Annotated in this window: 26 protein-coding genes and 1 tRNA gene; 17 read left to right on the forward strand and 10 right to left on the reverse strand. The window is 67.8% G+C overall.

Annotated features, from left to right (window positions below; translation table 11 throughout):
- A partial coding sequence (locus tag HOV91_RS31520; RefSeq protein WP_174188958.1) for a hypothetical protein occupies nt 1-395 on the reverse strand: 395 nt, incomplete at its 3' end.
- A 2,089-nt stretch (nt 396-2,484) separates the two neighbouring features.
- Here HOV91_RS31520 and HOV91_RS31530 point away from each other — a divergent pair.
- From HOV91_RS31530 to dnaG, 3 genes are all read left to right on the forward strand, one after another.
- On the forward strand, nt 2,485-3,639 hold the full coding sequence (locus HOV91_RS31530) for an FIST signal transduction protein (RefSeq protein WP_174188959.1): 1,155 nt from the start codon (nt 2,485-2,487) through the stop codon (nt 3,637-3,639).
- The gene (locus HOV91_RS31535) at nt 3,636-4,385 is read left to right on the forward strand and encodes a Mut7-C RNAse domain-containing protein (RefSeq protein ID WP_174188960.1); all 750 of its coding nucleotides are present in this window, start codon (nt 3,636-3,638) and stop codon (nt 4,383-4,385) included. Before HOV91_RS31530 ends, HOV91_RS31535 begins: the two co-directional genes overlap by 4 nt.
- A gap of 119 nt (nt 4,386-4,504) precedes the next feature.
- Entirely contained in the window at nt 4,505-6,424 is a 1,920-nt protein-coding gene (gene dnaG, locus HOV91_RS31540) for a DNA primase (protein ID WP_174188961.1), read from the forward strand.
- 84 nt (nt 6,425-6,508) lie between these two features.
- Here the strand turns inward: dnaG and HOV91_RS31545 are convergent, their stop codons facing one another.
- Nucleotides 6,509-6,754, reverse strand: a complete 246-nt coding sequence (locus tag HOV91_RS31545) for a hypothetical protein (RefSeq protein ID WP_043688781.1) — start codon at nt 6,752-6,754, stop codon at nt 6,509-6,511.
- 202 nt (nt 6,755-6,956) lie between these two features.
- On the opposite strand from HOV91_RS31545, the gene HOV91_RS31550 reads away from it, so the two are divergent.
- The 6 genes from HOV91_RS31550 (at nt 6,957) to HOV91_RS31575 (ending at nt 10,096) form a co-directional block, all read left to right on the forward strand.
- Nucleotides 6,957-7,029, forward strand: a tRNA-Asn gene (locus HOV91_RS31550).
- A 381-nt stretch (nt 7,030-7,410) separates the two neighbouring features.
- Nucleotides 7,411-7,596, forward strand: coding sequence for a site-specific integrase (locus HOV91_RS31555; protein WP_174188962.1), 186 nt, complete (start codon nt 7,411-7,413; stop codon nt 7,594-7,596).
- A 79-nt stretch (nt 7,597-7,675) separates the two neighbouring features.
- Nucleotides 7,676-8,014: a WXG100 family type VII secretion target gene (locus tag HOV91_RS31560; RefSeq protein WP_174188963.1), complete on the forward strand. Its 339-nt coding sequence runs from the start codon at nt 7,676-7,678 to the stop codon at nt 8,012-8,014.
- Nucleotides 8,014-8,316 (forward strand): WXG100 family type VII secretion target, encoded by a 303-nt coding sequence (locus HOV91_RS31565; RefSeq protein ID WP_174188964.1) that lies wholly within the window; start codon nt 8,014-8,016, stop codon nt 8,314-8,316. Before HOV91_RS31560 ends, HOV91_RS31565 begins: the two co-directional genes overlap by 1 nt.
- 5 nt (nt 8,317-8,321) lie before the next feature.
- Nucleotides 8,322-9,743, forward strand: coding sequence for a hypothetical protein (locus HOV91_RS31570; RefSeq protein WP_174188965.1), 1,422 nt, complete (start codon nt 8,322-8,324; stop codon nt 9,741-9,743).
- Nucleotides 9,743-10,096 carry a DUF6086 family protein gene (locus HOV91_RS31575; protein ID WP_174188966.1) on the forward strand — a complete coding sequence of 118 codons (354 nt, stop codon included), beginning with the start codon at nt 9,743-9,745 and terminating at the stop codon, nt 10,094-10,096. Before HOV91_RS31570 ends, HOV91_RS31575 begins: the two co-directional genes overlap by 1 nt.
- 509 nt (nt 10,097-10,605) lie before the next feature.
- Here the strand turns inward: HOV91_RS31575 and HOV91_RS31580 are convergent.
- Complete coding sequence (locus HOV91_RS31580; protein ID WP_174188967.1) at nt 10,606-11,004, reverse strand: DUF6010 family protein; 399 nt, start codon at nt 11,002-11,004, stop codon at nt 10,606-10,608.
- Nucleotides 11,005-11,253: 249 nt separating this feature from the next.
- Here HOV91_RS31580 and mbp1 point away from each other — a divergent pair, with 249 nt between their 5' ends.
- A complete protein-coding gene (gene mbp1 / locus HOV91_RS31585; protein ID WP_043722032.1) occupies nt 11,254-11,505 on the forward strand; it encodes a microaggregate-binding protein 1 in 252 nt (83 codons plus the stop codon).
- Here mbp1 and HOV91_RS31590 read toward each other — a convergent pair.
- Complete coding sequence (locus HOV91_RS31590) at nt 11,502-12,527, reverse strand: FAD-dependent oxidoreductase (RefSeq protein WP_174188968.1); 1,026 nt, start codon at nt 12,525-12,527, stop codon at nt 11,502-11,504. The genes mbp1 and HOV91_RS31590 overlap by 4 nt on opposite strands.
- Nucleotides 12,528-12,597: 70 nt before the next feature.
- Nucleotides 12,598-13,806, reverse strand: a complete 1,209-nt coding sequence (locus HOV91_RS31595; protein ID WP_174188969.1) for a lipase family protein — start codon at nt 13,804-13,806, stop codon at nt 12,598-12,600.
- A 187-nt stretch (nt 13,807-13,993) separates the two neighbouring features.
- Between HOV91_RS31595 and HOV91_RS31600 the strand changes: the two genes are divergently transcribed.
- Nucleotides 13,994-14,995 carry a YdcF family protein gene (locus HOV91_RS31600; protein ID WP_174188970.1) on the forward strand — a complete coding sequence of 334 codons (1,002 nt, stop codon included), beginning with the start codon at nt 13,994-13,996 and terminating at the stop codon, nt 14,993-14,995.
- A gap of 1 nt (nt 14,996) precedes the next feature.
- On the opposite strand, the gene HOV91_RS31605 is transcribed toward HOV91_RS31600, so the two are convergent.
- A complete protein-coding gene (locus tag HOV91_RS31605) occupies nt 14,997-15,740 on the reverse strand; it encodes a glucose 1-dehydrogenase (RefSeq protein ID WP_174188971.1) in 744 nt (247 codons plus the stop codon).
- Nucleotides 15,741-16,081: 341 nt separating this feature from the next.
- Here HOV91_RS31605 and HOV91_RS31610 point away from each other — a divergent pair, with 341 nt between their 5' ends.
- Nucleotides 16,082-16,972, forward strand: a complete 891-nt coding sequence (locus HOV91_RS31610; RefSeq protein ID WP_174188972.1) for an alpha/beta fold hydrolase — start codon at nt 16,082-16,084, stop codon at nt 16,970-16,972.
- 38 nt (nt 16,973-17,010) lie between these two features.
- Here HOV91_RS31610 and HOV91_RS31615 read toward each other — a convergent pair whose 3' ends face one another.
- A complete protein-coding gene (locus tag HOV91_RS31615) occupies nt 17,011-18,402 on the reverse strand; it encodes a WS/DGAT/MGAT family O-acyltransferase (RefSeq protein WP_174188973.1) in 1,392 nt (463 codons plus the stop codon).
- Nucleotides 18,403-18,588: 186 nt separating this feature from the next.
- Between HOV91_RS31615 and HOV91_RS31620 the strand changes: the two genes are divergently transcribed.
- From HOV91_RS31620 to HOV91_RS31630, 3 genes are read left to right on the forward strand one after another with little or no spacing between them, the layout of a single operon-like run.
- Nucleotides 18,589-19,491 carry a metal-dependent hydrolase gene (locus tag HOV91_RS31620; RefSeq protein ID WP_174188974.1) on the forward strand — a complete coding sequence of 301 codons (903 nt, stop codon included), beginning with the start codon at nt 18,589-18,591 and terminating at the stop codon, nt 19,489-19,491.
- Nucleotides 19,492-19,493: 2 nt separating this feature from the next.
- Nucleotides 19,494-20,591, forward strand: a complete 1,098-nt coding sequence (locus tag HOV91_RS31625) for a PDR/VanB family oxidoreductase (protein WP_217441365.1) — start codon at nt 19,494-19,496, stop codon at nt 20,589-20,591.
- A 31-nt stretch (nt 20,592-20,622) separates the two neighbouring features.
- Nucleotides 20,623-22,395: an SDR family oxidoreductase gene (locus HOV91_RS31630; RefSeq protein ID WP_174188976.1), complete on the forward strand. Its 1,773-nt coding sequence runs from the start codon at nt 20,623-20,625 to the stop codon at nt 22,393-22,395.
- Nucleotide 22,396: 1 nt separating this feature from the next.
- Here the strand turns inward: HOV91_RS31630 and HOV91_RS31635 are convergent, their stop codons facing one another.
- Both HOV91_RS31635 and HOV91_RS31640 read right to left on the reverse strand, forming a co-directional pair.
- Nucleotides 22,397-22,906: a glycine-rich domain-containing protein gene (locus HOV91_RS31635; RefSeq protein WP_438822709.1), complete on the reverse strand. Its 510-nt coding sequence runs from the start codon at nt 22,904-22,906 to the stop codon at nt 22,397-22,399.
- Nucleotides 22,907-22,970: 64 nt separating this feature from the next.
- Nucleotides 22,971-23,222 (reverse strand): hypothetical protein, encoded by a 252-nt coding sequence (locus HOV91_RS31640; RefSeq protein WP_174188977.1) that lies wholly within the window; start codon nt 23,220-23,222, stop codon nt 22,971-22,973.
- Between the two features lie 179 nt (nt 23,223-23,401).
- On the opposite strand from HOV91_RS31640, the gene HOV91_RS31645 reads away from it, so the two are divergent.
- Nucleotides 23,402-24,397 carry a zinc-binding dehydrogenase gene (locus tag HOV91_RS31645; protein WP_174188978.1) on the forward strand — a complete coding sequence of 332 codons (996 nt, stop codon included), beginning with the start codon at nt 23,402-23,404 and terminating at the stop codon, nt 24,395-24,397.
- Between the two features lie 64 nt (nt 24,398-24,461).
- The gene (locus HOV91_RS31650) at nt 24,462-24,626 is read left to right on the forward strand and encodes a hypothetical protein (RefSeq protein WP_174188979.1); all 165 of its coding nucleotides are present in this window, start codon (nt 24,462-24,464) and stop codon (nt 24,624-24,626) included.
- Here HOV91_RS31650 and HOV91_RS31655 read toward each other — a convergent pair.
- Nucleotides 24,611-25,060, reverse strand: a complete 450-nt coding sequence (locus HOV91_RS31655) for a nitroreductase/quinone reductase family protein (protein WP_174188980.1) — start codon at nt 25,058-25,060, stop codon at nt 24,611-24,613. The two genes, HOV91_RS31650 and HOV91_RS31655, sit on opposite strands and share 16 nt — an antisense overlap.
- Nucleotides 25,061-25,118: the final 58 nt, after the last annotated feature.

Here is a 25,118-nt window from a genome sequence, read left to right on the forward strand (position 1 = left end):
GGGTTGCGCTGCACGGGTGCGGGGTCGCGCTGCACGGGTGCGGCGGTGGCCTGCCGATCCGGTATCCGGGCGGCCTGGTCTTCGGCCCTCCTGTCGGCGGTGCTTACGGAGTGCCGGGCGGACGCGGAGTCGTGGAGGGTTTCAGGCTCGCGGACGGGTGCGGTGCCCCACGGGGTGGCGGCGGTCTCGGTAGATCGAGGATCGGTTCGCTGGGTGGCGGTCGGGTGGGCGGTCCTCCTGTCGGCTGCCCTGGCGTCCGCGGCCTCGAACTGCTGGGTGAGCGCCGAATCGCCGGTGCCGGGCCGCTGGGTGGATGCCGAGCGCCAGGAGGCGGCGGACTCGGTGGATCGGGGAACGGTTCGCTGCACCGATGCGAGGAAGTTCGCGAGGTCCATCGGTGAGATGAGCTCGGGGCGGTGCTTGTTGCCGACTCGTGGCGGGGAGTCGGCTGCGATGTCAACCGGTGGGGTGCCTGCGGGGCGGCTCGCGGTGTCGGTTCGCTCGATAGCGACCGGTTCGGCGACGGTGTCGGTCGAGGGGACGGGCTCGGCATCCTGCGCGAGCTCGACTTCCGGGACGGATGGGGAGTCGGATGCGGTACCGAACTGCCCCGCATCGGCCTGGGGGACATGAGCGCCGGAGTCTTCTCGCACGGGGTGCTGTGCGCTATCGGCTCGTGGTGCGGATGTGCCATAGACGTGTTCGGTCTGCTGGGGGAGCGGCGGGATATCGCCGTCTTCGACGGGCGCGGCGGTGGTTTTCTGAACGGGATGAAAGCCGTGGGTCGTCTGCCGGACGGGCTCGGAGCGTGGCGCGATGTCGGTTTCTGCCGGGCCGTCGGTACGGCGTCCGGGCTCATGCGGTGTCGAGCCGGCTGAACCCGGCTGCTCCCGTCCGTGTGCGGTAACGGGCCGCGAGACGTATCCGGTGTGGTCGACGGCATCGTCCTGCCGTTCCGACCCGGGCTGGTGTGCGTCATCGAAGTGGGAACCGACCAAGGGGTCGGTCCGAGTCGGCGTGGATTCTCCCGAATCGGCCTGGCGGATCGGCGCGGAGCCGTTCGGCGGGACGGACGCGGTGGACGCCGGAGAACTGGTCCGATAAATCGGCCTCGGGTCGTCAGCAGGATCGGTCTTCCGGTGGGCTACACGATCGTCGGCCTGCGCGGTCCGCGCCGCGAATTCGACATCGTGCGCGGTGCCGGTCTGTCGTACGGACGCGGGGCCAGTGCTGATGAAGGTTTTTCCGGCCGAGCTGATCTCATGAACATCGTCGCTCTGTGGTGTTCCCCTGGCCGGGCTCGGTGCAGAGTCGTCGATGACATCGGTCGGGCGGATGGCCGCGGCGTCGGCCCGGTGGACGGGTGCTGGGTCGGCCCGGTGGACGGGTGCTGGGTCGGCCCGCTGGAGGGGTGCTGGGTCGGCCCGGCGGACGGGTGCTGGGTCGGCCCGGTGGACGGGTGCTGGGTCGGCCTGCTGGAGGGGCGCTGGGTCGGCCTGCTGGAGGGGCGCTGGGTCGGCCCGCTGGACGGCCGCTGGGTCGGCCCGGTGGACGGGTGCTGGGTCGGAGGCGCGCTCGGTCCTCCGCATCGGTGGCGGGTCGGCTGTGACGGCGACCTGTGGAATGGACCGGGAGTCGTCGGCGCCGTCGGTTCGCCGGACGGAGCCGGAGTCGTCGCCGGTCCGCCTGGGGATGAACTCGAAATCCGAGTGACGAGGCACGGCCGGTTGCCATGCGGGCGGGGACAGTTCCGCGATCGGGACGCCTGTCACACGCGGCGCGGACACTCGAACCGGCGCACTGGGCACAGTCGGGCACGGCCGGACGACGCGCCTCGACCATGGCGTCGCCGGGGCCCTTCGCGACCACGGGGTGGGCATCGCCGTGCGCTCGGCTTCGGCCGTCGGTTCGGCCGCGCGCTCCTGGGCGACTGCCACGTCGGTTCGCACCGGAACAACCGGTTCCTCGTGCTGCTCGCGACGATCGCCGGTGAGGTGCGCCTCGGCGGAGGCGATGGTTGCCTTCAACTCGCCGACCGTGCGCGCGGCCTCCGCGATGAGCCGCTCCAACGTCGACACCATCGCGTGCAGTTCGGCCGTGTCGATCCGCGACGGCTGACTCACGATGTCTCCCGCTTGTCCTCATCAGGTCGTGCCGCGGTGCGCTGGCCTGCGCCGACATTCTGATCTCGCATCGCCGAAAGCAGACTGTGGTGTCGGCTATTGTCGCTCAGATTCGCGCGACCTCTCGGGGTTGGGAAGACGGATGACGGGTCGCGACCGCCGGGCAGCAATCAGATCGCAACATGCGCCGAGCCTGACCGCTCGGTGGAAACGGTGGGGAGTCCCCGCGATCACGAAGTGGACACGGATGGTTCCGACGCTGCGTTATCACGCCCTCTCGCGGACGCTTACCGTCATCGATAACGAAAAGCGTTGCGAGACAACGGCATCCCCATCTTCCCAGGTTGGCTACCATGGAAGGGTGCGGATCGGAGTAGGGCTCTCCACCGCCCTCGGCGCGCGGCAGGCGGGCATGGAGGCCGCAACGCTCGCCCGTGAGCAACTCGCGGGCGAGGCGCCGTCGCTCGCCGTGCTGCTGGCCTCCCGCGCGCACACCGACGAGGCCGTGGAGGTGCTGTCCGGCGTCCACCGGACGGTCCGGGTGCCCGCGCTGGTCGGGTGCGTCGCGCAGGCGATCGTCGCGGGTCGCCGCGAGATCGAGGACGAGCCCGCGGTGACCGTATGGTTGGCCTCCGGACTGCCCGCTGCCGAGACCTTCCAGTTGGACTTCCTCCGGACGGCCAGCGGCGGGCTGCTCGCCGGTTACCGCTTCGACAAGGCCGCACGCGACTTCCACCTGCTGCTGCCCGACCCGTATTCGTTCCCGGCCGACCTGCTGCTCGAGTACGTCAACACGGATCTGCCCGGCACCGTCGTGATGGGCGGGTTGGTCAGCGGCGGCCGAGGTCCGGAAGGCAGCCGACTGTTCCGCGACCACGCCGTGGTGACCTCCGGCGCGGTCGGCGTGCGTCTTCCCGGCCTGCACAACGTGCCGATCGTCTCGCAGGGCTGCCGCCCGATCGGCTATCCCTACACCATCACCGGCGCGGACGGCACCGTCATCACCGAGCTCGGTGGGGAGCCGCCGATCGAGCGGTTGCGCGAGATCGTCGCCGTCCTGCCGCCCGATCAGCAGGAACAGCTCGCCCGCGGTCTGCAGATCGGCTTCGTGGTCGACGAGCACCTGGCCGAGCCCGGCCGAGGTGATTTCCTGATCCGCGGCCTGATCGGCGCCGATCCGAACAGTGGCGCGATCGAGGTGGGCGAGGTGGTCGAGGTCGGCACCACCGTGCAATTCCAGGTCCGTGACGCGGTGGGAGCGGACCAGGACCTGCGAGCCGCCCTGGCGCGGGCCCGGACCGGACTTTCCGGCCGTCCGGCCGGTGCGCTGCTGTTCACCTGCAACGGACGCGGCCGCCGGATGTTCGGCGTGGCCGATCACGACGCCACGACGATCGAGGACGTGCTCGACGGCATCCCACTCGCGGGTTTCTTCGCCGCGGGCGAGATCGGGCCCATCGCCGGCCGCAACGCGCTGCACGGATTCACGGCGTCGATGGCGCTGTTCGTCGAATGAGCGTCGAGCTCAGGGTCTACGCCGAGCTGAACGACTTCCTGCGGCCCGACCAGCGGTACACCGCGCTGCGCCGGCCGTTCCGCCCGCACCAGACCGTCAAGGACGTCATCGAGGCCGTCGGCATCCCGCACACCGAGGTCGACCTGATTTTGGTCGACGGGCAACCGGTGGACTTCGACCATCAGCCGCGCACCGGCGGGCGGATCACCGCGTACCCCGTCTTCGAGACGCTCGACATCGGCGGGGTGACCAGGGTTCGCCCGCACCCGTTGCGCACGCCCCGGTTCCTCGCGGACGTCAATCTCGGCGGTCTCGCCAAGCTGATGCGGCTGATGGGCCTCGACGTGCATTGCCGGTGGGACGCCGAGGACGCCGAACTGGCCGAGGTGTCGGCGGCCGAGCGCCGCATCCTGCTCACCCGGGATCGCGGTCTGCTCAAGCGCCGGAACGTCACGCACGGCGTCTACATCCGGTCTGACCAGCCGGTGGAGCAGGTCGTGGAGGTGATCCGGCGACTCGACCTGGTTGCGCGCCTTGCGCCGTTCACCCGCTGCCTGCGCTGCGGCGGCTCCGTCGCCGAAGTCACCAAAGCGGAGGTCGAGGACCGGCTGGAACCGCTCACCCGGCGTTACTACGACGCGTTCCGGCAGTGCCGCGAGTGCGGCCGCGTCTACTGGCAGGGCTCGCACCAGGCTCGGCTGGCCGAGACAGTCGCGGCGATCCGCGCGAAGCTGGACCGAGCCTGATCGACCGGATTCCCAGCCGGGGGCAGCCCGCCACGCCGGTCGGGGACCGGGTGCGGCAGGAACGCGCTGTGCGGAGCCGCCCGGGCGCGTCGGCCCCGCGTTCGCCTAGACTCACTGCCGTGGCCGGACGACTTCCAGATCGCGATATCGCGGCGATACGCGAACGCGTCCGGATCGAAGACGTGGTGGGCGAGTACGTCGCGCTCAAGCGCGCCGGAGCCGACTCCATGAAGGGCCTGTGCCCGTTCCACGACGAGAAGTCGCCGTCGTTCCACGTGCGGCCCAACCACGGCCTGTTCCACTGCTTCGGCTGCGGCGAGGGCGGCGATGTGTTCGCCTTCATGCAGAAGATCGAGCACGTCGGGTTCGTCGAGTCGGTCGAGCAGCTCGCCGACCGGATCGGGTACCAGATCAACTACGAAGGCGGCGGCACCTCGGTGCAGCGCGACCGCGGCACCCGGTCCCGGCTGGTCGCGGCGAACGCGGCCGCGCACGAGTTCTACATCGCCCAGCTGCGCGAGCCGGAAGCCGAAGCCGCGCGCAAATATCTCACCGAGCGCAACTTCGACGCGGCGGCCGCGCACCATTTCGGCTGCGGCTACGCCCCCGCGGGGTGGGACAAGCTCACCAAGCACCTGCTGCGCAAGGGGTTCGACTTCAAGGAGCTGGAGGCGGCCGGGTTGTCCCGGCAGGGTCAGCGCGGCCCGATCGACCGCTTCCACCGGCGGCTGCTGTGGCCGATCCGCAACCTGTCCGGTGACGTCATCGGCTTCGGCGCCCGCAAACTCTTCGACGACGACACCATGCCGGGCAAGTACATCAACACCCCGGAAACCTTGCTGTACAAGAAATCCCAGGTGTTGTTCGGCCTCGACCACGCCAAGCGCGAGATCGCCAAGGGCCACCAGGCGGTCGTGGTCGAGGGCTACACCGACGTCATGGCGATGCACCTGGCCGGGGTGAAGACCGCCGTCGCCTCGTGCGGCACCGCCTTCGGTGACGAGCATCTCGCCCTGCTGCGCCGCCTGATGATGGACGACAACTTCTGGCGCGGCGAGATCATCTACACCTTCGACGGCGACGCGGCGGGCCAGGCAGCGGCTCTGAAAGCCTTCTCCGGCGATCAGAAGCTGGCCGGCCAGACCTACATCGCGATCGCCCCGGACGGGCAGGACCCCTGCGAGCTGCGGCAGCACTCCGGTGACGCGGCCGTGCGCGATCTGGTCGCCCGCCGAACGCCCTTGTACGAGTTCGTGATTCGCGGCCTGCTGGCCGATCACAACTTGGACACCGCGGAGGGGCAGGTGGAGGCGTTGCGCCGCGCGGTGCCGGTGGTCGCCCAGATCAAGGACAACGCCCTGCGTAAGGCTTACGCCACCAAACTGGCCGGCTGGGTCGGCTGGGACGACATCCAGACCGTGGTGCGCCGGGTCGGCGAGGAAGCCAAGCGGCATCGCAACGGCGGCGGACGCCCTGGCGTCCCGCGTCCGGCCGCGCAGCGCGACGTGGTCGCCGAACATCCAGCCGCCCGGCCGAATCCGAACGATCCCACCCTCCTGCCGCAACGCCAGGTGCTGGCCGCCGCACTCCAGTACCCGGCGATGGCGGGCGCGGGTTTCGACGCGCTGGAGGCCGAAGCCTTCACCCACCCCGCCTACGCGGTCGTGCGCACGCTGATCGCCGAGGCGGGCGGCACGGCGGCCGGGCTGGGCGGCGCCGAATGGGTCAACGCCGTCGCGGACCGCACCGACGACCTGACCGTGCGCGCCATGCTGTCGGAACTGGCCAACGAGCCGCTGCCGGTGAAAACCGAGGCCGACATCCCGCGCTTCGTCGCCGGCGTGCTGGCCCGCACCCAGGAGGCCTGGGTCGGCAGGCAGATCGCCGAACTCAAGTCCAAGCTCCAGCGGGTCTCCTCGACCGAACAGCCGGACGCCTACTTCGCCCTCTTCGGCGACCTCGTCGCCCTGGAGCAGTATCGCAAGAGCCTGCTCACCCAGGCGATGGGCAACCACGGGGACTTCGCCACCGGGGCCTAGGCCCCTCCTTCGCGCGAATGCGTGATTCCTCGCACATTGCTCTACGTGTGCGAGGAACCAGCTCGTCGTGCGGAACGGTTCAGGTCAGCGGCGGAGCTGATCGTGCGGGACCAGGACGGTGGTCCGTTCGTCCAGCGGCTCCATGGGCTCGAGGCGGGGGCGGGTACTGAGCTTGTCCGCTAGTTTCTGCCTGCCGACGAGCACGAGCTTGCGGGTCACCGGGCTCTCGGTCAGCGCGCGGGTGGCGGCGCTGATCTGTTCGTAGCGAGCCCGCCCGGCCTTGCTGCCGAGTACATACCCGGCCGCCACGCCGATGATCAACCGCAGCATCTCGATGTGCTCCTCCCAGTTGCCAGTTCGCCGCCCCCATCCTGCCCGAAGCCCCACACGCCTGTCGATCCGGATCCCCGGTAGCGCGCCTTCGCCTCCACGGACAAGTCAGCAGGTAGCGGCGCGATTTGGGCTCCCGCCCAGCGATACGCTAGAGTTTCACCTCGGCCCGCCCGATACCAACCGGACGAGCTGAGGACAATCCCCTATAGCTCAATTGGCAGAGCAGCCGACTGTTAATCGGCAGGTTTCTGGTTCGAGTCCAGATGGGGGAGCAGTAACAGCAGGTCAGGCACGGTCATCGTGCCTGACCTGTTTTAGGGTGCGGGCCGCGACCAAGAGTACGCCAAGAATTCCGGTCCTAACTTCCTGGGCGCTGCACAACCGTTTCGCTCTTGGGTCTGGCTTATCGACTCGTCGCCTCCGGATCGACGGTTGAACGTCGTGGGGACGGCGCGGCAGTCAACCCGGGCGGTGTGCCATCCCGACTGGTGGATGCAGGATCACCTATTTCAAGTAGGCGCCGACTGAGTCTGGTGGTGGTGGGCGGACGGCGCGGACGCTTACAGGATGCGTAGTCTACGCTGCGGTTTTGGAGCTCGGCGGGAGCCAGCGAAGTTGGTGCCGTTGGGTCCGACGGGAAGATCCGCCAGCAGATGGGCTTTCGCTCGCTCCGCCACCTGTACGGATTGCTGTTGGTCGACGGGGCCTACAGCTTGGCGGACGCGACACGGCGCATGCGACACAAGAACAACACAATCACCCTGGACATTTACACCTACCTGGTCGATGGCAACGTGACGCTGCGCAAGCCATCGGACGAGCGTTTCAGTACGGGCTGACTGCCGGTAGAGTTGATGCTATTGCGTTCGGGATCGGTCGTGGCTAAGGTTTTCCTGATGTCTGGAGGAGGGGGGTCGTGTGTCAACCGAGCAGGGGTCGCCCGGAACAGATTTCGCGATTGTTCCGGACGAGGTGACCGATGCGGGCGACTACGTGGAGCAAGTCGCTAGTTCTCTGATCAACGGGTTGAATTCGCTCGACCGTGAGGTTTCGAGCGTCCTCGACAATTGGAAGGGGTCGGCGGCAGACGCATTCGGTGAAGGCTGGACGGTAGCCAAGGAGGGCGCTGCCACCGTACTGGATGCGCTCGCGGCCATGGGCGGACTTCTCGGCGTAGCAAGCAAGACCATTGCTGGCCGCGATATTTCCAATGCAACGAGTTTTAATTCGCTGGACCTACCGGAACTGAATATGTGATGGCCGACCATTTCCGGGACTTCACGTTCGATATCGATGAGTTGGACCAGCTCGTAAGCCGCGCCAATGGATTCATTGGGTTCCTCACCGAAAGTCTCGACGGACTCGACCGCCGAATCGCCACCATCCAACAAAACTGGCAGGGAGCCGCTGCCACCGCCCAGGAGGAAGCCTACCGAGAATGGGCTACCGGGGCTGCCGCAGTGGTTGAAGGAATCACTGAGATGTACATCGCCGCCGTCACCGCCCGCGACGCCTACAGCGCGGCAGCGGAAATCAATCTGAGAATGAGCGGCGGCTGAACTCAGTGGGCTCGATCTCCCCACAGTCCTATGAGAGCGCGGCCAAGGAATGCTACGACCTGTCGGAGAAATTCCAAACCGTCTACAACGCGATGCAGCGCGTCCTTTTGGAAACCAGCGCGATGGCCGGTGGCTACCAGGCGGTCAAGACGTGGTCGAAAGCCTACGATGACCGCGCCGGCGCAGTGACGCTGGTGGCGACCAGCTTCGCGCGGGCATTGCAGCACTTCGGGGACGTTTTGACTGCGGCTGGCTACAACTGGAAGTGCGCGGAGTACAAAGCCAACCGCGACCCCAACAAGGGGGCCCCACCATCGTTGCCCAGCGGTTTCCCCTCGGAACTACCGTACGGCCCCGGCATAGTTAACGGTGTCGCGTCATCGGGGACCTACAGCCGCGGACTCGAGACGGACTGGACCGAACTGCAGGACAAGGTCACTGCGCTTGTCTCTGGCGGCGAAGTCCCTGACGGGGACACCGACAAGCTGGCGCGCGCCGCGACCGCATGGAAGACCTTCGCTCAGTCAGACCCTGTATACGGCGGCAAGGGGCGACTGTTAGTGGTCGCCTCCGGGCTCGAGCGTGGCTACGGATCAAACGCCCCGAAAGATATTCCGAACCTCGTAGGCCACCTTCGTACGCTCGCTACCAGCGTCGGCGACATCGAAGCCGCTGCCCGCGACATCGCGGCCGCAGTCGACGCCCACAAGGTTGCTTTGACCACGATGCGCTCGGACATGAACACTCAGTTCGCCATGGTGGTGGTCGTCACCGCCATTCAGATCGGGCGTTCGATGGTGCAGGTCAAAGAGCCGCCGACGAAGCAAAAGACACCGAATGGGCAAAAAACACCCAGCGATCGCCAAGAAGAGATCGACTTCCTGAATCAGGCTGCCGGAGCTTTGGCTGGTCCTGCCAACACATTCCTCACCGCGCTCGGCGGCCTCACCTTCTCCGTGGCTGTTCTGACGACGGGCGGGCTGCCCACCATTGTCGAGCTACCGATACTCCTCACTACATCGGACCCGAAAGCGGATGTCACGTTCACTGATCCACGCCGACCACACCTGGGTAGCGACGGAAAATATCATGTGAAGGATGGGGATCGAGAAGTACAGATCGACAATCCTAAGGATACGTCCAAGACAATCACCGATATTGATGAGGTCAAGAATGGGGTCCTATGGGAGGAGAAGTCGGCCACGAATGCCGCCGATGTCGACAAATGGATTGCGAAACAGGTGGAAAAGAAGTTGGGGTCCTACATCGAGGCTCGACAGTATATCGATGGCTATGAGCAGGCTCCCATCGGACTCCGGTTCACGACCCCTGGCGCCGATCCCAACTTCCGGGCGCAAATAGAGGCTGCAGTTGAGAACATGCGTGCCGAAAATCCCGGCGTCCAGATTCTAGTAGAGTGGGCATGATGAGCTACGCATTCGAGGTTGGTGACCAGACGGTATGGAGTCCGTCGTTGCGGGTAGGTGACCTGTTTGTACGCATGCATACCGACACTTGCTCAGTGTTGGGTACTGCAACCGGCTTGACGGCGATCGCCAGCGATATGTACGAGATAGATATCGAAGTATTCGAACACGCGACGTTGACCGTCTTCAATGAGTACTCCTCGTCCCAGAATGCCACTTTCAAGGCAATGCTGGCCGCAACGCTGGGCCCAGCGGTTAATATCCTCAACTACTGCCGGCGTCCACTGACCCCTAGGTCCGATGAAGAAAGCGCTTTTATCTCCTGGGCAAATGGCCTCAGTATGCCCAGATAGTGCTGGTCGCACAGATCGCCCGCGCCTTCTCTCATGGATCATAGGCATCGGGTTCGGACCATGTTTTGAACCGTAGACAGTTCTGCAACGCGTCTGCATGCCACGGTAGCCCGAATGGGCCCAGTGGATCTACGCCAGTGCGTTCAGCACTTGCCGTACGAGAGGGGAGGCTCGGCCGCAGATCCCGCTACCCGTGCCGGCTTCCGGAGATCCGGTGTCGCAGCAGCGTTGAGCGAAGTTGTCGGTGGTTCGCGCTACGGTGCTGTTCGCTGACATAGACGGCACTGTCGAGCAGGGGGAGACATGGCAAGACGGCGGCGCCACGCCGACAATCTGGCTTTGCTGCTGATGTTCGGGGTCGCCGGGGTGGTGGTTCTGGCCCCGGTGGTGCGATTCGCCAAAGACAACCTCGTCGTGGTGATGGCAGCGGTCGCGGGTCTCGTCGCGGCGGTCGTCGCTGCGGCGGTGTGGTGGAAGGCGCGGGTCCGGCGGCGTCGGGAACTCGATATTCAGGGAACAACGGCTTTGTGCCGAAGGCGGAACAGCGACGGCCCGCCACACAAGCACCACACCGCGATCACCGGATCGCAGATGGCGCAGCCGAGGGATGAGTCGTGGGCGAACGGGATGATGGGGTTGCCCTTCAGGTGGTGGAGTAGGTCCCAGGCGGTGTGCAGGAGCCAGGCTATGCCGATGAAGGTCCAGGATTCGAGGCCGCGGTAGGCGCAGTAGGTGGTGACGGCGGTGAAGGCGAATTCCCAGCCGCCGAAGCCGCCGCCGCTGAGGTAGGCGGCGCCCGCGCCGGCGACCATGATGGCGTTGAATCGGCGGCGGTGCGGTTCGGGGATCAGGGACATCGCCAGTGCGTACAGGATGCCGATCAGCACTGGGGCGATATAGGTCGTCATCGGTTACTCCTGATGCGGTAGGGCGGCTGTCGAACCCGAAACTATCCAGCCGACCGCCCGTCTCCCAGAGGCATTTACGACAGGTGCCAACGGAAACTCGCCAATTCTCCGGTAAGGGTGCGTATGTGGACCGGCCGCGCCATCTACAGAGGTAATGCCGCGGCTGGTGGCGGGGGTCACAGGGTGATTGATCCGCGCGGACCCGGGTATGCGGCGGATGTCAGCCGACTAGTGATTGGGAGGTATGCGATGCCGGAGCATCAGAGCGGACCCCGGGAAGCTGTCGAAGGTGTCGTCGAGGACATCAAGGGCAAGGCGAAGGAGACTGCGGGCGTCATCACCGGTGACGAAGACCTGAAGAAAGAGGGTCGCGCGCAGCAGGACAAGGCCGAATCCCAGCGGGAGGCGGCGCAGAAGGAAGCCGAGGCCGCCAAGGCGCGTTCGGAAGCCGACCTCGATGAGGCTCGGCAGAGCGCGTACGAGAGCAGCAAGGACGCCTAGTTCCCGGCGCGGCGGTAGGGTGGCACAACCCGTTCCCGGTCGGCGGCGATCTGCCGCCGCCGGGCCGCCATCGCCTCCGCGGGTGAGGAACCCGCGGTCAAGGCTCGGAAGATGGCTGCCGCGTCCTCGATCGCGTCGCGCGCGCCGACTCCTTCGGCAGGCGTGATGGCGTGATCGGCGTCGCCGCACAGGATCAGCGGAAGCCGTGGGGGAGCAGCGGCGGTGAAAGGTACGTGGCGCGCGTTCGAGACGTGCACGTCTGCGTCTGCGCGAGCAAGAGATCTACGACGTCGGAGATTCCCGGGGCAGGGGTGCGAATGAGTTCGGCCCACTGCGCCACCGGATGGAATCCGAGGTCTTCCGGGGGAAGGGCCGGGCGAGTGACCCTGGCGAACCAGACGGAAATCGTTTCGTCCCAGTAGTGGCCGAACGCGCCGGTCGGCCGACCGTCTTCGCCGATCCGGCCGTCGAAGTGCAGCACCGTGCTCTTGGTGCGCAATGCTTGTGGCCGCTCGGTGCGGCCGTAGAAGACGACCTGACCCGCATACTCGGGGGACACGCTCCGGTTCGATGCGCTGACGCGCGAGGGAGTCGATGCCGTCGGCCGCGATGACGATATCGTCGGTGGGTAACCGGGTAGCGCCGCTCAACAGCACGCCTTCGTCGATGTCGGTCACCGCGGTGTCGTAATGGAACTCCGCCGCTGTGGCAGTGGCGAATTCGGTCAGCACCGCCATGAGCTCGCCACGCAGATACAGCCGATGACCGCGGCTCGGCCCGAAACGTTCCTCGGCCGGTTGGTATTCGACCCGCAAGGCGTCGACCGGATGCGCGACTTCGTCCAGCCGGTCGGCGGACACGCCGAGGGCGATGAGCGCGGCGTGCGCACGGTCGTCCAGCACGAGGAAGGCCCCTGCGCCGACGTACTGCTGGCTTTCATAGACCCGCACCGGAATGCCCTCGGCCGCAAGGGCTCCGGCGAGAACGGTTCCGGCGATTCCTCCACCGACGATGGTGACCATGCAGTCCAGCGTAGGCCTCGTGCGGTGGTCGCACGGCCGATCACGACTGCTGCGAACCCGAATCGCAAACTCAGCAATTACTCGGCGCGGGCACACCGTTGAACCGTGCCTCCAACCACGCGAGTGCCGACGGCACGCCGAGCACAGCGGTGGACAAATGGTCGGGGCTGAGGAACTTCTCGTACTGGACCGGCACGCCCGCCCGGCAGTATCGCCGCACCGTCGCGTCGATCGAATCCACCGGGATCAGGGCGTCGTGCTCCGCGCGCCACTGGTAGATCGGTGCGGCCGGGATGCCCTCGTAGAGTTCCAGGCTGTTCTCCTCGAGCACGCCGCGAGCGCGCTCGTCCTCGGCCAGCGAATTCGAGGCCGCGACGTCAACGATGCCGCGGCCGGCACCGGCCAGCAGGATCTCGTTGGTACAACTGTCGGCGATCCGGTCGCGGAACGACAATCCGACCGAGTTGAGGTAATCGCTCACCGGCAGCCGCGCGGGGTATTCCCGCTCCAGCCCGATGGCCGCGGCGAAGGCGAGGCCGAATGCCGCATGCGGCGCGTAGCCGAGGCCCTCGATCATCTTGACCAGGTTCATCGGCACCCCGCCCGCGGCGGCGCCGATGATCGGCAGTTCCGGCGCGTAGGTCGGCGCGAGCGCGGCCGCCCACGTGGTCGCCATGCCGCCGCCGGAGTACCCGAGCATGGCGACGCGGCTGTCGGCCAGGCCCAGCTCCGTGACCCGCCGCGCGGCGCGGAGGCCGTCCAGGGTGATCATGCCGCCGAGCTTCGCGGCGCCGTAGGCGCTGGTAGGCCCGAGATGGTCAGGGAGAGCGACCGACCAGCCGCGCAGCAGCAGGGCGTTGAGCGCGGGTGCTTCGCGCACCGCCAGATTGGGGTCGCTGGTGTAGAGCACACGAGAGACCGCGCACTGGGTGCCGAGGGCGTTGATGATGTGCTGATAGGACAGCAGCGGTCCACCCGGCATCGGATTCGGCGGTGTCAGCACGGTGGTGGTGGCCGCGATCGGCTCGCCCGCGGAATTCGTCGAGCGGAATTTGATCATCGTGACCGTCGCGCCGGGGAACGCGATCAGTCCCGGCATCGGCCGTACCGCGAGGACGTCGCCCGGCGCGACGCGGTCCAAGCCGGCCGGAGTGGCGTAGAACGGGTCGGGATCGGGTTCGGGATAGATCGGCTGCGCCGCGGCCTGCGGTGTGATCAGAACCTGCGGTGTGATCAGACAGAGCGCGGCCGCGGCGGCGGCGATGACCAATCGAAGCATGGCTTTCGGCGACTCCCATTCGTCACGATGTGCTGCTGGCGAAACACTGGTGTGCTGAAGTCGAATGCTCCGGATACCGGTTGCCTGCGGCCGATGCCCGGACCTGCACACTTTAGGGGACGATCGGAAGAGGCCGAGGAAGCCGCGCCGCCGGGCGCTCCGCTCACCCGTCGGCTACCGTGACCCGGTGCTTCTGCTGGTCGTCGGGGTGGTCCTGCTCGGTGTGTTCGGAGTGCGATTCCACAGGGACCGCAGGCGGCTGGGGCACGGGGTGTATCTCCTGCTCGGGACGGCGTTCCTCGGCGCGTGGGTGGTCGGACTGGTCGCCGACGGTGATCTGCCCGTGGTGCTCGCCCCACTGTTCGTGCTTTTGTCGCCGCTGCTGGTGCTGGTGCTGGCGGGATTGTCGATAGCCAACGGCGCGCAGCTGGTACGCCGCGAGGGCTGGCGTCTTCCGCATCTGCTGCCGCTCGGACTCGGTATCGCGCTGCTGGTGCCGTACGTCGTGCTCGTCCTCGCTCTGCTCACCGAAAGCCGATGGCTCGTTGTCCTTCTGGCATCGCTGACGATGTCGATCAGCTACATCGGGTTCCTGTTCGCGGCCTTCCTGGTGTATTCGCTGTGCTACGGCCTGTTGCCCTACCGTCCCGGAATGGACGCGATCGTGGTGCACGGCGCGGGGTTGGTCGACGGCGACGTGCCGCCCCTGTTGGCGGCGCGCCTGGATCGGGCGATCGAGGTATACCGCGGTGAAGCCGAGCAGGGCCGCGAACCGCTGCTGATCGCCAGTGGCGGTAAAGGATCCGACGAGGAGGTTTCCGAAGCGGCGGCGATGGCGAACTACCTGGTCGACCACGGTGTGCCCGGCGAGCGCGTGATCCTGGAGGACCGGTCGGGCACCACGGAGGAGAATCTGCTGTTCACCAAGCGGCTGCTCGGCGAGCGCGGTCCCACTACCCGAATGGTGCTGGTGACCAGCAATTTCCATATTCTGCGCACGGCGATCCTGGCCCGCCGCCTCGACCTCGACGCCGAGGTGACCGGTGCCAGAACCGCCTTCTACTACCTGCCGAGCGCGTTCCTGCGCGAATTCGCCGCGCTGCTGGTGGCCTACAAATGGAGCACCGTGATCGCGTGCGCCGCGCTGGTGTCGCTGCCGCCGCTCGCCTTGCTCGCCACCCGCGGGTGACTCAGCCGAAGCTCTTGTGCGGAACGCCCACGGTGAGGCCGCCGTCGATGACGAACTCGGCCCCCGTCGAGTAGGACGATTCGTCGCTGGCCAGGAACGTCACCAGGGCGGAGACCTCGGCCGGGTCGGCGGCGCGACCGAGCGGGATCTGCAGGAAGTCCTCGGGGATGTTCTCCGTCATCGGGGTCCGGATCAGGCCGGGGTGTATCGAATTCACCCGGATCTTGTACTGCGCCAGTTCGAGCGCGGTGGACTTGGTGAGCCCGCGCACGGCGAACTTGGTGGCCGTGTAGCCGTGCAGACCGGGGCTGCCGCGCATGCCCTCGACGGAGGAGATGTTGATGATCGAGCCGCCGCCCGCCTCGATCATCGCGGGCGTCGCGGCCTGCATGCCGAGGAACGTGCCGGTGAGGTTGATGTCGATGATCCGCTGCCATTCGGCCAGCTCGAACGCGACGAGCAGGTTGCCGTTCACGATGCCCGCGTTGTTCACCAGCACACTCAGCGAACCGAACCGCTCCACCGCCGCGCCGACGGCTTTGCGCCAGTCGTCCGGCTCGCGGACGTCGAGGTGCGCGTAGACCGCGTTGTCGCCGAGCTCCGCGGCGACCGCGGCGCCCTCGTCGTCGAGCACGTCGCCCAGCACCACGCGCGCGTCCTCGGCGACCAGCGCCCTGGCGTGCGCCGCGCCCATGCCGCGCGCTCCGCCGCTGATCAACGCCACCTTGCCGGTCAACCGCCCCATCCGGGGTACCTCCGTCTCTCGAACTTCTCCTGTAACACGTTACAGAAAAGCGTCCTGTGCGTGCTCGTCTCGCGACAGTAGCCCAGGCGGTCGCGCGGCGGCGACGATGCCGGTGCCGCGCCGCCACTGCCCGGTGTTGTCCGAATCGCGTATCCCCGAGCGGTCGGGTGGCGCAGATGTCGAGGCGTGATAGGGGTGATTGTGCGCGCCAAGGTGGTGGACCGCCCCGAATGCCCGCTGACCGCATGCCGCCCGGGGTTGGGCGCTTGCGCGCCCGACTGTGCCATGATCGTATAGAACTTGTTCTAATTAGTCCGGTGTGACCGCCCTGGAGGTGCACCATGACGAACTCCGGCCGAAGTCCGACGCGGTTCCGCTTCCGGGTGCCGGACATCGCCGAGGTGCCCGGTGGCCGCCTGGTCGATCTGCCGGGGCGGGGCCGGACCTACGTGGTCGACATTCCCGGCCCGGAGCACGCGCCCGCGCTGGTGCTCCTGCACGCCACCGCCTGTACCGCCTACCTCACCTGGTTCCCCTCGCTGGCGGCGCTGGCCCGGCGGTACCGCGTGATCCTCTTCGACCAGCGGTGGCACGGGCGCGGCATCCGCTCCGAGCGGTTCACCCTGGAGGACTGCGCCGACGACGTCGCGGCGGTTCTCGACGCGCTGCACGTCGAGCGGGCCATGTGCGCGGGGTTCTCGCTCGGCGGGATCGTCAGCCTGCTGGCCGGGCGTCGGCATCCGGACCGGGTGAGCGGTCTGGTGCTCTGCGCGACGCCGTACAGGTTCCGGGAGAAGTGGCGGGAGCACGCTTTTCACCGGACGTTCGGCGTCGTGGCCGCCGCGGTCGAGCCGTATTCCTACCGTCGTGCCGAGAGGCTCGCGGGCCGCCTGCCCGAGCTGCCGGAGGTCACCTGGACGCCGGGGCGATTGAATCGCTGGGCGCTCGATGAGTTCCGCAGCACCAGCGGGTGGGCGCTCACCCAGGTGCTCGCCGTGATCGGGCGCTTCGACGCGACGGCGTGGCTGCCGGATCTGACGATGCCGACGGCTGTGGTGATCACGACCCGGGACCGGGCGATTCCGGTCTATCGGCAGGTGGAGATGGCGACCATGATTCCGGGGGCGAGCACGCACCTGGTCGCGGCCGGGCACGCATCCTGCGTGCTGGAAACCGACCGTTTCGTTCCCGTGTTGCTCGAAGCCTGCGAGACCGTCGCCGCGAAGATTTGATCAGCCTGTCCGACGGCGGTGGCGGACAGGGCGCGGGTTCAGCCCGATTTGCGTGCTGCGGTGATTAACTCGGTGACCACACCGGGCACGGCGTCGGCGAGCGCCGCGATGTCGGGCACCAGCTCCTTGCAGGCGATGAAGCCGAAATTCAGTTTGTCGTTGTTGGACAGCACGGTCACCGTCAGGCCCGCGCCGTGGAACACCGGCCCGAACGGGTACATCCCGTCCACGCGGATACCGAGGAAGTACAGCGGCATCGGCGGGCCGGGCACATTCGACACCACCAGGTTGTGCACCACGGGGTGCATCTCGGCCAGCTTGAGCGAGGAATACATCCGGGCCGCGAGCCGGAAGGTGTTCGGCGGGGCGTACTTCGACCAGTCCTGCAGGAAGTCGGCACCCATCACGTCGTGCTCTTCCTTGGCCCCGCGATTGTTCTCGGCCACCTCGCGCAGGCGTTCCACCGGGTCGGCGAGGTCGGTGCCGAGCCGCGCGAACAGCGCGGACACCTTGTTGGTCCCCGCCGTGTGCCGGGTCGACTCGTGCACCGACACCGGAACCGACGCGATGAGCGAGCGGTCCGGCAACTCGTCGCGCTCGGTCAGATAGGCGCGCAGCGCACCGGCGACCACGGTGAGTACGACGTCGTTCACCTTGACGCCGAACGCGGAGCGGATCTCCTTGACGGCGTCGAGTTCGGCCTCGGTGAACGCGATCGCGCGGTGTGGCGTGATAGCCAGATTGAACGGTGTGCGGGGAGCGGAGAAGGGGACCGCCATGCCCGCCTTGTTCTCCCGGCGGCGCTGCGCGAATCCGGCGACCACGCCGACCGTTTTGGGCAGCATTCCGACGATGCCCGCTCGGGTCGGGAATTTCACCACCGCTTCGGCCAGCAGTTGCCAGTCGCTGGGTTTGGGTTCGGGGCGCCATTCGTCCTCGGGCACCGCCTTCTTGACGCCCGGTTCCAGGTCGCACAGGTGCATCATCAGGTTGGCGCCGGTGATGCCGTCCACAGCGGCGTGGTGGTACTTGCAGATCACCGCGACTTTCCCGGCGTCGAGGCCCTCCACCACGGACATCTCCCAGAGCGGACGATCGCGATCCATGGGACGGCTGGCGATGTCGCCGACGAGTTCGGCGAGTTCGCGGCGTCCGGCCGGCGCGGCGATCGCGATGCGGCGGAGGTGGTAGTCGAGGTCGAAATTCTCGTCCTCCACCCAGACGGGATGGTCGAGGTTCAGCGGCACCTCGTACAAGCGGCGGCGCATCTGCGGAATCAGGGGAAGGCGCCGGGCTAGTTCGGCTTTGAATCCCTCGAACGAGTAGTCGCCCGAGGACGGGTCGAGGATCAGCAGCGCGCAGACGTGCAGATGCTGGGTCCCGGTTTCGAAGTAGAGAAAGCTGGCATCCAATCCGGTCAATCGTTCCATAGCGAAAGCCTACTAGAACGCGTTCTAGTTTTGTGCCGGAAATCGCCGGTGTGACGACTGTCGCGCAGTCGCGTCACCGTATCGCGACGGTCGCGTTTTTGTGTGTTACTGAAAGTTCTATATATGTGTATAGTCCTCGCTACGGACACGTAGGAATCGCGTGCGAGTGAGAATCGAGGAGTACCGATGAAGCTACTTCGCAGGGCCGGGCGGCAACCCGGGACAGACCCCGGCGCCGTGGCGCTGCACGCCCGCAACGTGCGATTCGACTGGGCGGGCACGCCGCTGCACTGGATGCCCGCCGAGCCCATCGCCTCGCACCTGATCAATTCGCTGAATCTGCTGCTGCCCGAAGGCGAGCGGATGTTCTGCGCCACATACGCCGAGGCGCTGCCGTACGTGCGGGACGAGAAGCTGCGCGAGGCGATGCTCGGCTTCATCGGTCAGGAATCGATGCACGCCGAGACGCACGACAAGGTGCTGCGCGAAGTGCTCGCCGTGCACGGCATCGATCCCGAGCCCTATCTGCGCCAGGCCGAGTACCTGTTCCGCAGGACGCTCGGGCCGAGGGAAGTCGAAGGCGTCGCCGAAAGGCAGGTGATGGTCGAGCGGCTGGCCTTCATCGCGTGCCTGGAACACTTCTTCGCCTACCTCGGCGACTGGGTGCTCAACGCGGATCTGGAGCGGTTCGGCGCCGACCCGCGGATGGCGGACCTGTTTCGCTGGCACGGGGCGGAGGAGGTCGAGCACCGGCACGTCGCACACGACGTGGCGGTCTATTTCGGCGCCGGATACGTGCGGCGCGCGGCACTGATGCTGTTGGTGTTCCCGATCTTCCTGACCTTGGTGGTGCGCGGCACCAAGTTCATGGTCCATCAGGACCGCGAGCTGCCCGACCTCGGCTATCCCCGGTTGCTGGCGCGGGTCTTCGGCGCGATGTGGCGCGGCGCGTTGCCCGGCGTCCCCTCGCTGCTGTGGAGCGCGCTGAGCACCTTCAAACCCGGCTACGACCCGGAGACGGTCGGCTCCACCGCGCAGGCGGTGGCCTACCTGGCCAAATCCCCGGCGGCGCAGGCGATCGCCTCGTGAGGCTGCCCGTTCCCGACCAGATCCCCGCGGACCTGTTCGGCAAGTGCGAGCGCGACCGCGCCGTGCGGGTGCTCGACGCGGTGGCCTCGGCGCGGCTGCGCTGGACCACGCTGGTCAACCGGCGCGATCCACGGCCGAGGGTGGACGACCGGCGCTCGGCGCTGGTGGTCACCGAGCGGCGGATCGAGGCGCGCGATCAGGACGTGGTGAGCCTGCGACTGGCCGCCCCGGACGGGCGCGTGCTGCCACCCTGGCGGCCCGGCGCCCACCTCGACCTCGAACTGCCCTCCGGCCGACTGCGGCAGTACTCGCTGTGCGGTGACCCCGCGGACGTTCGTGCCTACCGGGTGGCGGTGCGTCGCATCCCGGAAGGCGGCGGCGGTTCCGTGGAGGTGCACGATTCCCTCGCGGTGGGGTCGCCGATCGTCGTGCGCGGGCCGCGTAACGCGTTCCCGTTCGCCGTGCCCGGTCACGGTTCCCCGGCCGCTCGTCTGCATTTCGTCGCGGGCGGCATCGGGATCACGCCGATCCTGCCGATGGCGCGGCTGGCGCACCGGCTGGGGATCGAGTGGTCGATGGTGTACACCGGGCGCGGTCGCGACACCTTGCCGTTCCTCGACGAGATCGCGGGATTCGGCGACCGCGTCGTCGTGCGCACCGACGACGAGCACGGGCTGCCCGACGCGAGCGCCCTGCTGCCCCGCGTCGGGCCCGACACCGCGGTCTACTGCTGCGGCCCGGCGCCGATGATCACCGTCATCGCCGACGCCGTGCGCGAAATACCCTATGTGGAGCTGCATTCCGAGCGGTTCTCGCCACCCCCGATCGTGAACGGGAAACCGTTCGAGATCCAGTTCGCCTCCACGGGAGAGGTTCTGGAGGTCGGTGCGGACCGCAGCGCGCTCGACACGATCCTCGCGGCGCGGCCCGACCGCCCGTACTCGTGCAGGCAGGGCTTCTGCCGCACGTGCAAGGTCCGGGTGCTGGCCGGCGAACCCGACCACCGCGACACCGTGCTCACCGCCGCCGAACACGAGGCGGGCGAGATGCTCGTCTGCGTCTCACGCGCCGACGGCGGACGACTCGTGCTCGATCTGTGACCCGCCCTCCGGGCAGTCAAGGAGAAACCCCATGACCACCACCGAACCACTCGCGGCGGTCGAACGCACCGTGCGCAGCGGTGAATTCGACATCGCCGTCTACGAATACGGTGATCGCACCGCGGAAACCGTCGTGCTGGTGCACGGCTGGCCCGATACCCACCACCTCTGGGACGCGGTGGCGCCACTCTTGGCTCGCCGGTTCCATGTGGTCGCCTACGACACCCGTGGGCACGGGCGCTCCACCCGCACCCGGCGCACGGAGGATTTCCGGCTCGACCGCCTGGCCGCCGACTTCTACGCGGTCGCGGACGCGGTGAGCCCCGACCGGCCCGTGCACGTCCTCGCGCACGACTGGGGTTCGGTGCAGGTGTGGGAAGCGGTATGCGAGCCGCGTGCCGCCGCACGGGTCGCGTCGTTCACCTCGGTGTCGGGGCCGAACCTGGATCACGTCGGCAAGTGGATCCGCAGCCGGCTCTCGCGCCCGACACCGCGCAACGTATGGCAGCCGTTCACCCAGCTGCTGTCGTCGGCGTACACCTTCTTCTTCATGACACCCGTGCTGCCGCGCGCCGCCTTCGGCCTGATCGGCACCGAACGCTTCTGGCGGCGGGTCGTCTCGATCATGAACGAGACCGCGCCGTCGAACGTGCGTCTGGGTCCCACCTTCCGCGCCGACCTGGTCGACGGCTTGCTGATCTACCGGGCGAACATCGTGCGGCGCATGCTCGCGCCCCGCGAGCGGCGCACCGAGGTGCCGGTGCAGCTGATCGTCGCCGGGCGCGACGTCGCCGTGCGTCCGGCGGGATTCGACGACGAACACAGGTGGACCGAACGGCTGTGGCGGCGGGATGTGCGCGCCGGGCACTGGATGCCGTTCTCACATCCGGAGCTGCTGGCCACCGCCACCGCCGAACTGATCGACACGCTGGGCGGCGCGCACCCGCCCCGCGCGCTGCGCCGCGCCGAAACGGGCCGGGCCGCACGGCCGTTCGATGACCAGCTGGTCGTCATCACGGGCGGCGGCAGCGGCATCGGCCGTGCCACCGCCCTCGCCTTTGCCCGCCGCGGCGCCGAGATCGTGCTCTCCGACATCGACCTCGCGGCGGCGAAGGAAACCGCCGAGCTGATCGCCGCCGAACACGGCGTGGCGCACGCCTATCGACTCGACGTCGCCGACGAGGACGAGATGCGATCACACGCCGCGACGGTGCTGGAGCACCACGGCGTCCCGGACATCCTGATCAACAACGCCGGGATCGGTCAGGCCGGTGGATTCTTCGAGACGTCGTCGGCCGACTTCGACCGGGTCATGCGGATCAACCTCGGCGGCGTGGTGAACGGCTGCCGCGCCTTCGGGCCCGCCATGGCCGAGCGCGGCCTGGGCGGGCACATCGTGAACCTCTCCAGCATGGCGGCCTACAGTCCGCAGCAGGGGTTCAGCGCGTATTCCACCAGCAAGTCGGCGGTGTTCATGTTCTCCGACTGCGTGCGCGCTGAACTGGCCGCTCGCGGAATCTCGGTGCACACCATCTGCCCTGGCATCGTGCACACGAACATCGTCGCGCGCACCCGGTTCTCCGGCGTCAGCGCGGAGGAAGAGAAGCGCAAACAAGAGCGTTATGACAACCTCTACCGGCTGCGGCGTTACGGCCCGGAGAAGGTGGCCGAGCAGATCGTGCGCGCGGTCCAGCGAGATCGCAGCATCGTTCCGGTGACGCCGGAGGCTCACCTGCAGTATCACTTCGGGCGGCTCGCGCCCGCTGTCGTGCGGTTCCTGGCGGCGCGGGTGAAGCTGACCTGACTCAGGCGAGGGTGCGGGCGAGTTCGGCTTCGATGGCCACGACTCGCTCGGGCCCGATGCCCCACGGCTGCTCGACACCCACCCGCCGATCCAGATCCCAGAGCACGCATTCCTCGCCAGGAGCCGCCACCAACGACCACGCCACCACGGTGCGGCCGAGCTGCTCGGCCATGGTTCCGTGCGCATCGATCGGTGGCCCGGCGCCTTCCGGGAAGTGGTGCAGGAAGCGGCCGTAGGCGCGCGCGCAGAACTCGGCATAGCGCTTGGTGCACAGGATGAACCCGTGCCACGCCTCGTCCACCGCGTGCGACGGCATGCCGATCACCTGGTCGTCGCGCATGGCGGCGCCGCAGCACAGCAGCCACTGCCGCAATCCCTCGGCGACCAGTTCGCGCGGCTGCCAGGGGCAGGTCTTGAAGACGGCCTCCGGCAGTTCCAGTGCGTCGACAGCGGCGCGCACGGTCGCGAGGTCGATCTCGCGCGCCGGAGATCGACGGAACCTGAAGTTCACCACAGTTCACTGTACGTGCGGCCCCACGGGCGGCTACCGTCTTGACATGAGCGCACTCATCGTTTCATTCATCCTGTTGATGGTGCTGCTCCTCGTGACGGTTCCGATCATCGTCGTAGTCGTCGTCCTCCGTTCGCACCGCAATCAGTTCCCACCGCCGCCCTACGGCGGGTGGCGCGGCGGGAACCGGGTCGGGGGACATAACGAGGGGGGATCCACAGATCCGTTCTGGGCAGCCGGCGGCGCCGGTCTGATCGGCGGATTCGACCAGCCGCACGGCGGGGGCGGGCATCACCACCACCACCACGACCCCCATGGCCGTAGTTGCGGCGGGGGAAGCAGCTCCAGCTGTAGTGGCGGCAGTAGTTCCAGTTGCGGCGGGGGCAGTAGTTCCAGCTGCGGCGGCGGTTCCTGACCCACGACTTGACCTCAACCCATCTTCAGGTTCCATGCTGATCTTCGTCCGAAACGGCAAAGAACAACGAAGGGTGCGTCATGCGGGCTGTACAAGCCGATGAGTTCGGTGGACCGGAAGTGCTCGTGGTGCGCGAGCTGCCGGATCCGGTGGCCGGACCGGGAGAGGTGGTCGTCGACGTGGCCGCCGCGGATGTGATGTTCCTGGACACCCGGCTGCGCGGCGGCTGGGGCACCGACTTCTTCGCGATCGAGCTGCCCTATGTGCCCGGCGGCGCCGTCGCCGGTGTGGTGGCGTCGGTCGGCCCGGGAGTCGATCCGGCCTGGGTGGGCAAGCGGGTGTCGACGCCGACCGCGGCCAGCGGCATCGGCGGCGGCTTGCCGATCGGAGGATACGCCGAGAAAGCGCTGGCCAAGGCCGACACGTTGGTCGTTTTGCCCGACGGGCTGACCGCGACGCAAGCTGTCGCCCTCGCCCATGACGGCAGGACGGCGCTCGCCGTCTTCGACCATGCCGCCGTCCAGCCGGGCGAATGGGTCCTGATCACCGCCGCGGCCGGCGGACTGGGCATCCTGCTGATCCAGCTCGCCCGTGCGGCGGGCGCGAACGTCGTCGCCGCCGCACGCGGCGCCGCGAAGCTGGAACTCGCCCAGCGGCTCGGAGCCGACGCGGTGGTCGACTACTCCGAACCCGACTGGGCGGCGAAGGCGCGCGCAGCGACCGGCGGAGCGGGCGCGCACGTCGTGTTCGACGGGGCGGGCGGTGCGCTCGGGGAGGCCGCGCTCACGGCCACCGCGGACGGCGGCCGTTTTCTCGGATACGGCGCTGCCGCAGGAGAATTCGCCGCCCTGGACCGGGACGCCGCAGCGGCGCGCGACATCACCGTCTACGGGCTGTTCGACGTCACCGGCGGCGATGTCGATTGGCAGGCGCTCGCCCGGCGGGCCCAGGAGGAGGTCGCCGCGGGGCGCTTGGAGGTCGTCATCGGCCAGATCTTCCCGCTCGACGGAGCCGATCGGGCACATGCCGCCATCGAGTCCAGAGCGGCGATCGGGCGCACTTTGTTAACAGTGTGAACAAGGCGGCGAACTGGACAATTGACGTAGTGCGCTGCCCGGGCGGCGGCGCTAGGGTGCCGGGGTGGAAACTCTGCTCGTCGTCGGTATCGTCATCGTGGTCCTCGGCTTCGTCGTCGCTGTCGTGCAGTTCGCCAGCCGGCCGCCGAAAGAAGCCGAGCCATGGGACGACCGTGCCGACGCCGAGGACTACGAGGGCGACTGGGACGACGACTACCGCGACGACTGACCCGGCCCCGCCGGGGTCAGCACCACGACCGCGATGGGCCGCTTGGTCAGCTTCTGATAGGCGCTGTAGCGACCCCGATTCACCTTGTCGACGAGCGCCCACCGCCGGGCGTAATCGGGATCGTCCGGCAGCGTCGCCCGGGCCCGCACCGTCAGTTTCCGCCGCCCGACCTGGATCTCGCACTCCGGTCGTGCCTTCAGATTCGCCAGCCACCCCGGCGGCCGCGGCGACCCGCCGTTGGACGCCGTCACCAGATAGTCCGCGCCGTCGCGCGCGTACGTCAGCGCCGAAGTCCGCTCCTTGCCGGACTTGCGCCCCACCGTCCGCAGCAGCAGCGTGGGGTTACCCAGCAGCAGCCGATGCCCCACCAGCCCGCCACTGTTCTCGTACACCCACTGATGCGCCTTCAGCACCTTCGTGAACAGACCGGCCATACCTGACCCTCCAGTAAGTTTCCGACCCACCCACCCTAAGTGATCGCCTACCGACTGG

The sequence above is a fragment of the Nocardia barduliensis genome, assembly GCF_013315795.1.
In the GTDB taxonomy this organism is placed as follows: Bacteria; Actinomycetota; Actinomycetes; order Mycobacteriales; family Mycobacteriaceae; genus Nocardia; species Nocardia barduliensis.